Annotated in this window: 7 protein-coding genes; 1 reads left to right on the top strand and 6 read right to left on the bottom strand. The window is 50.2% G+C overall.

Translation table 11 applies throughout. From position 1 onward, the window contains the following. Positions 1–15 precede the first annotated feature (15 nt). The gene (locus GS535_RS08135; protein WP_160791888.1) at positions 16–1,404 is read left to right on the top strand and encodes an NAD-dependent succinate-semialdehyde dehydrogenase; all 1,389 of its coding nucleotides are present in this window, start codon (positions 16–18) and stop codon (positions 1,402–1,404) included. 78 nt (positions 1,405–1,482) lie between these two features. Here GS535_RS08135 and GS535_RS08140 read toward each other — a convergent pair whose 3' ends face one another. From GS535_RS08140 to GS535_RS08165, 6 genes are all read right to left on the bottom strand, one after another. Next, a complete protein-coding gene (locus GS535_RS08140; protein ID WP_160791889.1) occupies positions 1,483–3,873 on the bottom strand; it encodes a TonB-dependent receptor in 2,391 nt (796 codons plus the stop codon). Between the two features lie 167 nt (positions 3,874–4,040). Beyond that, positions 4,041–5,480, bottom strand: coding sequence for a glycosyltransferase family 39 protein (locus tag GS535_RS08145; RefSeq protein WP_160791890.1), 1,440 nt, complete (start codon positions 5,478–5,480; stop codon positions 4,041–4,043). Positions 5,481–5,514: 34 nt separating this feature from the next. Beyond that, on the bottom strand, positions 5,515–6,006 hold the full coding sequence (locus GS535_RS08150; protein ID WP_160791891.1) for a GNAT family N-acetyltransferase: 492 nt from the start codon (positions 6,004–6,006) through the stop codon (positions 5,515–5,517). A gap of 121 nt (positions 6,007–6,127) precedes the next feature. After that, entirely contained in the window at positions 6,128–7,753 is a 1,626-nt protein-coding gene (locus GS535_RS08155) for an efflux transporter outer membrane subunit (protein ID WP_160791892.1), read from the bottom strand. A 3-nt stretch (positions 7,754–7,756) separates the two neighbouring features. After that, complete coding sequence (locus GS535_RS08160; RefSeq protein WP_160791893.1) at positions 7,757–8,956, bottom strand: efflux RND transporter periplasmic adaptor subunit; 1,200 nt, start codon at positions 8,954–8,956, stop codon at positions 7,757–7,759. Further along, on the bottom strand, positions 8,956–12,129 hold the full coding sequence (locus GS535_RS08165) for an efflux RND transporter permease subunit (protein ID WP_160791894.1): 3,174 nt from the start codon (positions 12,127–12,129) through the stop codon (positions 8,956–8,958). Before GS535_RS08165 ends, GS535_RS08160 begins: the two co-directional genes overlap by 1 nt. Positions 12,130–12,138: the final 9 nt, after the last annotated feature.

The raw sequence follows: 12,138 nt of genomic DNA on the forward strand, positions 1-12,138 counted from the left end.
CTCATGAGGTCACTTATGGCTTACGCAACAACCAACCCGTTTACCAATGAAGTCATCAAAACATTTCCTGAAGCAACAGATCAGGACGTGCAAAACGCACTGAGAGATGGCTATAGCGCTTACGAAAATTGGCGTGAGACCTCTTTTGCACAGCGCTCTGAGCTGATGAGCAAAGCGGGTGCAATTTTGCGTCGTGATATTGATAAATATGCGCGTCTTGCCACGTTGGAGATGGGTAAGCTTTTTGCTGAAGCGAAGGCGGAAGTCATTCTATCTGCTGAAATTTTGGAATATTACGCCAAACATGCTGAGGCTCTGCTCAAGGATGAGCCTCTTGAGGTTGCGAAGCCTGAAGATGGCAAGGCGACAATGGTGCATGAGCCACAAGGCATTGTGCTGGCGATTGAACCGTGGAACTTCCCCTTTTATCAGGTGGTTCGCATTGTCGCGCCTCAGCTGTCCGCTGGGAATGCGGTTATTTTGAAGCATGCAAGTAATCTGCCGCAATGCGCTGCGATTATGGAAGAGCTGATGCTGGAAGCTGGGGCTCCTAAAGGCTTGTTCCAAAATCTCTACACCGCGCGCCCTCATACCGAGATGATCTTGAGCGATGCCCGCGTATGCGGTGTTGCCCTGACAGGCTCTGAAGGGGCTGGTGCGATTGTGGCTGGCATTGCTGGTAAGTCACTCAAAAAAGCAACGATGGAGCTTGGCGGTGCCGATGCCTTTATCGTGCTCGATGATGCTGACCTTGAAAAAGCGGTGCAATGGGCTGTGTTCGGGCGTCATTGGAACGCAGGCCAAGTCTGCGTATCGGCTAAGCGTATGATCGTTGCTGATGCGCTCTATGATCGCTTTGTCGAGCTGTATAAAGAAGGCGTTGCGGCCCTTAAAGCGGGTGATCCGATGGATCCTGCCACGACGTTGGCGCCGCTTTCCTCTCAAGGGGCAGCCGATGACTTAGCTGAGCAGGTGCGTAAAGCTCAAGAGGAAGGTGCTAAGGTCGAGGTTATTGGCGCACCTGTCCCCAAAGAAGGTGCTTTCTTCCAGCCTGTTCTGCTGACGAATTTAGAAAACTCAGAAGCCCGGCATTGGGAGTTCTTCGGCCCTGTCACACAGCTTTATCGTGCAAAGGACGAAGATGATGCGATCCGTATCGCCAATGACTCACCCTTTGGTCTAGGTGGTTCTGTCTTTACACGAGACGAGCAGCGCGGCGTGCGCGTGGCCTCTAAGATTCGCACTGGGATGGTGTATGTAAACCGTCCTGTTGTCCCAACAGCAGATCTGCCTTTTGGTGGGGTCGCACGTTCCGGTTTTGGGCGTGAGCTTGTTGGCTTGGGTATTAAGGAGTTCGTTAATCAGAAGCTGATTAATGTCGTTTCTAGCGATGTGACTCCTTAATCCTATCTCCTGTGGTGGAACTCAGTGATAGGATCGGGCCTTCCCACGAGAGTGGGGAGGCCCTTTTTCTATGGGGGATTAGAATTCAGCCCGAACAGAGCCAAAAAATTGCCGTGGGTTTCCCAAAAGGATCGACTGATTGTTCAGGGCTGCTCCGCCTGCATTATTCATTGTGAAGCCATTTTGGCCCATGGTGGACGCGTATTTGACGTTGGCGAGGTTATAAATATTGAACGAGAAGACGAGGCGATGAACAGACACCGCTTTTAATGCTCCCAGACTGACATCATGGAGCGTGTAAGAAAGCCCAAGATCGCTCATCCAATACGAGGGGAGCTTGAAGTCCCCTGTATAAGAAAAGCTGCGGCGCCCGTAATATTGGGCATCCACAAAGGCCTGCCAATGATGCCATTCATAGGCGAGGCGCGCTTTATACATAAAGCGAGGATAAGCGACGACCTGTTGACCACGTGTCGCGTAGGTGGTGGAATCACTACGGATGTTTTGATCATATGTCGAATGGCTATAGCTGATGCTGTTAAACAGTGAGAGTCCTTCAATCGGAGAGACGGTCACGGAAGCATCCACACCATTCATCGTTACACCGCCCACATTCTGCACTGTTGTGGTGTTGTTGGTGAGCAGCGCACCGGCCCCTGTATTGGCTAAGATTTGCTGGAGGCGGTTATTAAAGTTGGTGCGGTAAAGATACAAACTCCCCTGTAATTGTGGGGAGGTATAGCGATAGCCGCCTGCGAATGTCCACGCGGTTTCTGGCTTGAGGGTGTTGCGGGTGGCGTTATAGGCCGCTTGTGACACAGCAAAGGGGGAATTGCTGGAGTTATAGCCTGACTGCGGATAGGCGTGCACATTCTCTGAAATATCAACAAACAGCTCATGACGGTGGAGAAAATGCCAATCAAGACTGATATGGGGGAGAAACGCTTTAGCTGTGGTCAGGCTCTCTCCAGTCGCCAAGCTGGGGAAACGTAGAGACCAGTTCGTTGCATGACCGACCCGTGTCGTGTTGAGGAGCGACTTAAACCCGGCATGGATCTCCAGTGAAGGGAGCGGATGGTAGGTATCTCCTACAAAGGCGGTAAAGCTGTTGGTATTGTACTCTTGCCCCCAAAGCGTGCGGCTTGGAACATTTTTAAAGCTGCCAAAAGGATTTAGCGGTGCGCCTTGTCCGGGGAGAGGTTGCTGATAAGCATATTCGTACGAGGTGTAATGATTGTTTTCATACCATAGCCCCGCTGAAAGGGCATGATGGGCGATGTGATAATTGAGCGAGGTTATACCACCAAAACGTTCAAGAGCGGGTTTACGCACTTGCTCGAAAATACGGCTTCCGTTGAGCTGTATGGTATCATCCTGTGCAGGGCATGGTGAGGCAGAGGCATCGCGGCATGCATAAGGGTTGGCATAGGTGCCGTGGCCTGTTTCTTCATGACCGTAAAAGGTTGTCTTCCAGCGCAGTTTATTGGTTAGGGCAAGGTCAGCGGTGATGCCTCCAAAGAGGTCGCTCGAAGAGGCGGTGCTGTCATAATATGAAACGTCTTTGGGGTCGTTAATCCCTTTATAAGATGAGGGGAATATTCCTTGTGAGGCGTTATACGCATTGCTCCATGCGTTTGGTGTGCCATAAAAATTATCGAGTTTTGTTCCGTTATTTTTAAGCCAATTAGGGGTGTAGTCTTGGTAGTTGACCATTTGCAGGGCATCCCAATCAAAGAATGCACTAATTTGGCTGTGTTGATTGATGGGTTGAACAAGTTTGGCGTTGACCTGTTGAACAAATTGATCCCCACCGCCTTTCCATTTTTCCCCTTGGTTGCGCATATAAGAGACGAAAAATTTCGTCCCCGTATCATTAAGGTGCCCTGAATCAACACGGAAGAAAGAGTGGAACAGAGCGTTGCTGCCAAAGGTCTGGGAAACAGTTCCGCCCGTTTTCTCTTTTGGATTGGCTGAAATATAGTTGATGGAGCCGCCAAGATTGTTGGTGCTTGGTGTGCTTTCAGCCCCAGCACTTTGGGTGACATCAAGCCGCTCCACATTTTCAGAAGAAATGGCTTGCAAGGCGCTTAACCCATTATAGTTACGGAATGTCGGCTCCCCCAGTGGGATGCCATCAAGGGTCGTACCGATATCGTTTTGTGTAAAACCATGTATGTAAAGCTGGTTTGAATAGGTATCGAGCCCTTGAGGATCATCCGATTGAAATTGCACTCCGGGAAGTTGCGCGAGGGTTTTGAGAGGGTTGGTTCCGGGTACTTGTTGCTCCATCAATTTATGAGACAAGACCTCTTGCGTGCCACGGCGGACAGGGTGTGCACGGACGGAGAGGGTCTCATGGCCTGCTAGGATGGCAGCGTGATGGTGTGGTGTGTCTGCACAGGCAGATGATGCTATTACGAGGGATATGCTTGATAAGCTGAGCCATGTGAGAGGAAAGTGAGAGCGCATAGTGAATCAAACTTTCATATATCAACTATATTACATAGTAAATTAATTAAACTACAAATTTTTATTGGGATAAACTGTTTAAGAGAGATATAAGACATAAAAAAATGAGTGTGCTGTTAACAACACACTCATTTTAAGACTGTAATAAAATCAAGGGTATAATAAATTTATGGCTTTTTTAGTCGATAAAGAATAATCTGATCCTCTTTTTTATAAGGCTTGCTTATATATACGGGAGTATATTTCTGAGAGATCTCTTTTTTAAAGAGTTCTGTGTTTTGTACACTTATATTGGGGTCAGAATTATGAGAAATAGTATCTATGATATAAAGTGGATTTTGAGAAAAGACGCGTTTTAATTCAAATGCTTGATTAACACCAATCGCGTTTCTTTCATGTGTAGCATTTAAGTGACCGGGGAAAAGAAAAGGTGTTATGTGACAGTAAGGGCGTACATCTTGCAGAGAAGAGGGGCCATTATACTCAAAAGAACATCCTGGTTTCTGTGTGATAATATGATGGATATCATACATCACTTCAGTTCTTTCTTTATGACTGGAATGATAAATGACCTTTTCGCCGATGAAAATGCCGATAAGTGTTGATAGCGAGAGATATATTTTTCCAATACGTGATGTCCATAATGGTGCAAAGGCAATAAAAAATGGAACAAAGAGGGGAAGAACGTAATGTTTGAAGTAGTCTCCAACAATAAAAACACCAAACCATGATGAGAGAGACCATAAAAGAATAAAATATTCTTTCTTATCCCGTTTTCTTTCAAAAATAATATGCAAAACAAGTGGAGTAATCAGGAAGGCTGAGATAGAAGCCATATATATTTCATTGGGCCGTGCTTCTATTTTTTCTCTCAGGAAAATAGATTCAACATTTGCAAACCACCATTGATGACCGTACCCTAGTGAAACATAAAAGAGAAAAACAATAAGTGTAGGCAGAAGAGCCGTGCCGACCCATAGTGGAATAGACTTAGCGAAGTCAGATATACGCCCTGTATGGCGGTATAACGCATAGATAAGGTAGAGGCCGGCAAAAATCCCTTCAAAAACAACCGTATATTTTATCTGAATGGCAATTCCAAAAAGAGCCATTACGTTAATACCAACAGTATTTATAGTTTTTTTGTCAAAATTATCGATATTTCTTATCATCAAATAGAGAGCATAGGCGATAAGAGCATTATAAAAGATGGGTGTTTGCCCTCCACCACCATGGGCAACATTAATCCAGCCGAGATAAAGAAAGCCAGCGATGAAAGCGCCACCAAGAGGGGCAATGATGCGTGCGGAGCGCATAATAAAAATGGCCGTTAAAGCGGCACTGAGTGTTGCACCAATTTGATAAGCCCAGAAGCGCCACTCACCAAAAAGATGGAAGACGGTATAAAGGAGAAAAATACCGATCGGTTTGCGATCCCACACATCAACAAAAGGCAGATCGCCTGAGAGAATACGCCCCCCAACAAAAAGATAAAATTCTTCATCAGAAGCAAAAAAGGGCGTTCCAAAAGCTGTAGCGCGCAGGGCAAAGGCGGCAAAGAAAAGGAGGATATATAGGAGAAATGGGCGGTTTGATACAGAAATCATGAGAGAGGGGAATAGTGGTGCATAAAGCCTCTTGTTACAGGGTGAGTTGTAGGAAGGTGAGATCAAGCCAGCGACCAAATTTTTCGCCCACCTCGGGCATATGGCCTGTTTGTATGAACCCTAATTTTTTATGGAGCTGAATAGAGGCCGTATTACGCGACTCAATCGCGGCAACCATGACATGCTTATGGTTCGAATGCGCTTGATCAATGAGGGCCTCGAGAAGTTTGCGACCAACACCGTGTCCACGTTTCGTTTTTTCAACATAAACGGAATGTTCTACCGTGTGCCGGAACCCGTCAAAATTGCGCCATGGCCCAAAAGTGGCGTAACCCATGACAGTTTGGTCTTGGTCAACGGCAACCAGAACAGGGATTTTTGCTTTCTGATGAGCATACAACCAATCTAATCGGTTTTGAACCGTAACGGGTTTGTCATTCCAGATGGCGGTCGTTGTGAGCACGGCATCATTATAGATGGCTGTAATCGCATCAATATCATGAGGCAAGGCGGGGCGTATGATCATGGCTACATCCAATGCCGCTGTGGAAATGACAAAATATGACCGTGGGATTGCTGTAGCATGTCTTAAGAAGAAAGGCACTCATGACACAGAGAGGAATGTGCCATGAGTGTGAAAGCGCGCTTTAGTGAAATGCGCCGGTTGGTAGAGGGCGTAAAGCAGCGTTTGTGCCGCGCCCGTCAATATCAGGCGCTGGAGTGGTGAGGTTTTCAGAATTTTCAGGATGTTCTGAGCTATGTATATCTCCAACGCTGCGTGCGTGGTGGAGGCCTCCATATTGGAATGCACCAACAGAGTTGGTTTCTCCCATTGTTGGTAGGGCCGTGACGTTCCATCCGCCACCAAGGCTACGGACTAAACTGATATCGGCTTGGTAAAGGCGTGTTGCGACCTCAACCTGCGTAATGCGTGAACGTAGCGTATTTTCCTGACTGAAGATGGCATCAAGATAGGTACCGACACCGCCCTGATAGAGAGTCATGGTCATGTTTTGAGAGGCGAGGTTGGCCTCAACGGCTTTTTCAAGCGCTTGGTTTTCGGCATTGAGACGGTTCGTGCGTGACAGGCCGTCTTCCACTTCTCGGAAGGCGGAGAGAACAGTCGCGCGGTAGCTGTCGCGCATTTCACGGTAAGACGACCATGTGCGCTGGAGCTCGGCCCGCCGGATGCCGCCATCAAAGAGAGGCAAGTTCATGCGTGCGCCATAAGTCCAAAGTGAATTGGCAAGGTTGGCCAGTTTAAACCCGTTTGCTTCAAACCCACCATCAGCATTGAGGGAGAAGTGGGGGTAGAAAGCCGCGCGTGCAATCCCGATGGCCCGGTTTGCTTCGGCCATACGACGTTCGGAACTTGCAATATCAGGGCGTCGTTGGAGCAACCCGGATGGAATCCCGGTTGGGATGGAGGGTTGCTTAAAGTCGAGCGCCTGAACAGGGGCGATCTGGAAGCTTGAGGGTGCCGAATTGGTCAGAACCGCGAGAGCATGTTCCGTGACTTGGCGTGCTGCTTGAATGTCATACAGCGCTGCTTGTGTGCTGTAGAGCTGTGCTTGAGCACGCGCAAGATCGAGCCTAGGCGCTGCTTTATTTTGCAGTTGGTTTTGGGTGATGCGCAACGCGCGCTGATAATAGGCGATGGATTGTTGGTAAATCGCAATTTGCGCATCATAGCCGCGGAGCTGGATATAGTCATAGGCCAACTCTGCTTGCAGGCTTAGCCGGGCCATGGCGAATTGAGCGGCACTATCTTGAGCCGCTTGGCGATTAATCCGTACGCGGTTGCGGATAGACGACCAAAGGTCGGGCTCCCATGTGGCTAGGCCTCCATATTCTTCCTGCGTTTGTACCAACGTGGCACCATTACGGAAGAGACGGTCAGAGGATTGTTTATTATCTGACCCACCTGCTTCTAAACTGAGATGAGGCAGAAGATCAGCGCGGGCACGGGCGACGAGAGAACGCGCTTGGAGAAAGCGCTCTCCTGCAGCCTGAAGGTCACCATTCTCAGCAGTGGCGCGGTCTTCAAGTTTGTCGAGGAGCGGGTCGTGGAAAAGAGTCCACCAATTGGTTGGTAGCGTCGCGTCTGCTGGTGCGGCTGGCGCGAAAGGCGCTTGCCCATGCCAGCTATCAGGCACCACGAAATGAGGGGGCTTATAGGCGGGGGCCAAGTCGCAAGCCCCCAGCCCAATCATGGCCAGCAAAGAGACGCCTTTAAGAGCCGTGCGATGGCCAAAAAATGATGTCAATGCCATGAATTAGTCCTCGTCACCGGATTCTTGCCAGCCGCTTTCGTTATACCCACGCGCTGGCGTGACCACATGAACCACGTCATTTTCTAATAAATCGGCAGGCGGGTTGTTGATGATATGGTCTGTTGCGTTCAACCCAGCGTCAATTTCTGTGGAGCTATCAGCCATGCGACCAATTTGAACATTGTGGTAATGAGCATGGTTGTGGTCATCCACGACGACGACCTGCATGCCTTTCTCTTGGAAAACCAATGTGCCTGTTGGCACGTCAAGCTGATTGGCCGCTGTATTATGAGCCTTCAAGGACACAGAGGCGAATGTCCCGGGCCAGAGCTTTTGCTGATCATTGTCCATCGTGAACTCAGCAACGGCTGTTCGGGTATTGAGGTCATATCCACGAGATGTGGTGAGATAGGTGGCCTTAAAACTTTGCCCGGCATATTGCGGCACACTGACCTCGGCTTGCAGCCCATCTTGTAAGATGTAAGAGAAAATTTCTGGCACAGAGATGAACAAACGCAGCTTATGGGTATCTGCTACCGTAAAGAGCTCGGACGCAGAGCCAGTAGCATTCAGCTCACCACCGCCGTTATTGACGTAGTCCCCAACACTGATAGAGCGGGATGTGACGACCCCATCAAAAGGGGCAACGATGGTTTTAAATTTCTCCAGCGCCTCAAAATGATCCACATTGCGTTGAGCGGCTTGCATTTTAGCTTCGGCAGCTTGTTCATTGGCTTCAGCAACGGAGACAGACTGGCCAGACACGGACTGTGACCGTCCCATTGCCCGCCAGCGGTTCGCGGTGACAACGGCAAGATGGTATTTTGCGGTGACAGCGTCTAAGTCCGCCTTCGCTTGGGCATATTGGGCGTCCAGAGCAGGGGCGTTAATTTCTGCCAGAACATCGCCTTTATGGACGGTGGCCCCGTAATCTTTATACCACATCGTCACATAACCAGAGACCTGCGGATAGATCGGGGCGCGATACCACGCGTCAATCGTGCCGGGCAGTGTGAGCTCGACTTTTGATTTGGCATGATGAGGCATGACGACAGCGACATTAGGGACAGCGTTTTCTTCAGCCACGGTGTGAAGCGTGGCAGCGTGATGAATTTTCCCCACCACGAGGCTGCCAATATAGAGGCCAAGGACGCAGACACCCGCGCCGATAAGAACGTTACGTGTGCGAGCCGTGATAGCCATTAGACAGTCTCCTGATGACGCGCAGAACGGTTATGGATGATGGCGTAAACGCAAGGGACAAAAAGAAGAGTAGACAGAGTTGCCATGAGTAGCCCCCCAATGACCGCGCGCCCGAGGGGAGCGTTGGTGGAGTTTGAGATAGCCATTGGAACCATCCCTACGACCATGGCAAGCGCCGTCATGAGCACGGGGCGGATACGGCCATGCCCCGCTTCAATCGCGGCTTTGAGAGCATTGCCGTGGATTTCCCGACGTTCACTCGCAAACGAGACCACCAAGATGGAGTTTGCTGTAGCTGTACCCATGCACATGATGGCTCCTGTGAGGGCCGGCACAGATAGCTGCGTGCCTGTGAGGAAGAGAGACCATGCAATGCCCGCCAACGCGCCTGGGAGGGCGGTAATAATGATGAAGGGATCCAGCCAAGATTGGAAGTTCACCACGATCAGCAAATAGATCAGAAAAACAGAGACCAGCAGGCCTAAAATGAGCTGTGAATACGCGCTATACATGGTGACGGCTGCCCCATGAATTTCGGTTGCAGCGGTCTTGGGGAGAAGCTGCTTCGTATCCTTGATGACTTGCTGAACATTTTTGAGAACAGAGCCGAGGTCTGATCCTTCTGTGGACACATACACGTCAATCTCTGGCATGGAATTGAAGTGAGAGACCTCCCCTGGTGTTCCAGTGGGAACGATCGTGCTGATGCTTCCAAGGAGCTGATCCCCTTTCCCTGTTGGGTTCCCGTCGCCTTTATCGACCGGAACGGTCAGCAGGTCATTCAGATGAGTGAGCTGATCTTGGGAGACATAGGTATTGAGCGGGAAGGTGACGTTATTAGCCGGATCGAGCCAGAATTGCGGGTCAACCGTGCTGGAGCCCGATAGGGTCATCAGTTGGTTATTGGCCAAGTCTGCCTCGGTCAGGCCTGTTGCCTGGCTGAAGGTTCGGTTGCCCTTAATCATAAGGGTCGGGGTCTTCATGGTTTGCTGAATAACGACATCAGCGGCACCGGGGATATGACGCAAACGGCCAACGATATGGCGTGCATACGCATAGTTATCGCCAATGTCGGGCCCGTTAATTTGAATATCAATCGGTGCTGGTGAGCCGAAGTTTAAGATCTTCGCTGTGAGGTCTGCCGGCTGGAAGGTAAAGACCGTACCGGGGAACTGTGCGGAAAGATCTTTGCGTAAAATAGAGCGGTAATCCCAGACCGGTGAGGCTTCGTTTTTAAGCGCAATCGTAAGGTCGCAATCTTGCGTACCGATAGAAGGCGTTGGGATGAAGGCTTGGTTATGGGGCCCTTCAGGCAGGCCGCAGTTGCTCACCACTTCTTCCACCTGACCGGGCAAATCATGCCGGATGCGGTCGGTTGTTAGTGCGGCAATACGCCCAGCGACTTCAATACGTGTGCCAAGTGGCGTGCGCATGTGCATTTGCAGTGCGCCGGATTTTACTTCTGGGAAGAAGTCGCGTCCAGCAGCGAGGTAAAGCCCAAGAGAGAGCACGGAGAGCCCTAAGAAGACGCCAACGAATAGGCCACGTGCGGCCACGCAACGGCTCAGAAAGTCATTATAGCTGTTGCGGAAGGCTTCAAACTTTTCTTCGAACCCTTTTTGGAACCGGATAAAGAAGCCCATGATCCCACGTTTGGGATGGGCAGCCGCATGACCATGCTCTTCAGTATTATGAGCAGAGAGCAGGTATTTTGCCATCGTTGGGACGAGTGTCCGAGACAAAATAAAGGAGGCTATCATGGCGAAGATAATGGCTTCTGCCATCGGGCGGAACAAGAAGCCCGCAACCCCATCAAGCTCAAAGAGTGGAAGCCAGACAATGCAGATGCAGGAGGTTGAGACGAACGTCGCAACAACGATCTGATTGGCCGCATCAATGATGGCGGTCTCAAGGTCTTTGCCCATTTCCAGATGGGTGTCGATATTTTCGATCATGACCGTCGCATCATCCACCAAGATCCCAACGGCGAGAGCGAGCCCTCCCAAGGTCATCACATTGATGGATTGTCCTGCCCAGCCGAGCCCAATGACAGAGCATAGAATAGAGAGTGGGATAGCGGTGGCGATAATAACTGTGGAGCGCCACGACCCCAGGAAGAGCAGCACGACAATGCCTGTGAGTAAGGCCGCTGTGCCCATTTCACGCACCACATCATGGATGGCATCTTTCACGAAGGTGGAGGCATCGGAAAGAATGCTCACCTTGACGTCGCTAGGCAAGACAGCGCGCAGGCGTGGCAGGGTTTGCTTTACCCCGGCGACCACATCCAGCGTAGAGGCGTCACCACTTTTCATGACGACAACTTCCACCCCTTGCCGGCCTTTAACGAGCACGAGGTTGGTTTGTGGATGTCCGCCACGATACACATCAGCAACATCATGGACGTAAATAACCGCATTACCAACGCGCTTAACGGGAATATCACCCAGTGCTTTCATTGATTTCGGTGTGGCGTTTGTTTGCACCATCCAGTCCACAGAATCGATCTTTTGATCCCCTGCTGGGAGCACAATATTTTGGTTGTGCATAGCATTTTGCACATCCATCGCTGAAAGATGATGGGCGCGAAGCTGCTGCTGGTTGAGGGTGACCATGACGAAGCTGTCCATCCCACCATAAGGATGGGGCACCACAGAGCCGCTGACCGTTACAAGGAGTGGTCGCACACGAATCATTGCCAGTTTGTACAAGTCTGACGGTGTTTGCTTATCAGAGGTAATCTGAAGCGAAATCACCGGAACAGACGATGCATCAAGACGCATGATCATGGGTGCAGGGATATTGACCGGGAGCTGTTTGATCACCGTTTGGGAAATAGCGGTGACTTCGGCCTCAGCCTCCCCGATCTCAGAGCCCGGTTGGAAGAAGATCGTGACGATCCCGCGACCATAATAGGAGTTGGACTCCATATGTTCGATGCCCTCGACGGTGGAGGTCACCATAAGCTCGTAGTTATAGATAATACGGCCGGCAAACTCTTCAGGGAGCATGCCCCCATAGGTCCAAACGACGGCAACGACCGGAATCTTGATATTTGGGAACACGTCTGTCGGGGTTTTAAAGACAGACATGATACCGAACATCAGGATAAGGATCGACAAGACCACGAAGGTCAGTGGTCGCCTTAGTGCGGTAATGACAATGGCATTCATGGTGGTGCG

This window comes from Saccharibacter sp. EH611 (genome assembly GCF_009834765.1).
GTDB lineage: Bacteria > Pseudomonadota > Alphaproteobacteria > Acetobacterales > Acetobacteraceae > Saccharibacter.

What these genes read in the sequence shown, in the direction of transcription:
- GS535_RS08135 (WP_160791888.1), top strand. Translation starts at nt 16, where the DNA reads ATGGCTTACGCAACAACCAACCCGTTTACCAATGAAGTCATCAAAACA.
- GS535_RS08140 (WP_160791889.1), bottom strand. Translation starts at nt 3,873, where the DNA reads ATGCGCTCTCACTTTCCTCTCACATGGCTCAGCTTATCAAGCATATCC.
- GS535_RS08145 (WP_160791890.1), bottom strand. Translation starts at nt 5,480, where the DNA reads ATGATTTCTGTATCAAACCGCCCATTTCTCCTATATATCCTCCTTTTC.
- GS535_RS08150 (WP_160791891.1), bottom strand. Translation starts at nt 6,006, where the DNA reads ATGATCATACGCCCCGCCTTGCCTCATGATATTGATGCGATTACAGCC.
- GS535_RS08155 (WP_160791892.1), bottom strand. Translation starts at nt 7,753, where the DNA reads ATGGCATTGACATCATTTTTTGGCCATCGCACGGCTCTTAAAGGCGTC.
- GS535_RS08160 (WP_160791893.1), bottom strand. Translation starts at nt 8,956, where the DNA reads ATGGCTATCACGGCTCGCACACGTAACGTTCTTATCGGCGCGGGTGTC.
- GS535_RS08165 (WP_160791894.1), bottom strand. Translation starts at nt 12,129, where the DNA reads ATGAATGCCATTGTCATTACCGCACTAAGGCGACCACTGACCTTCGTG.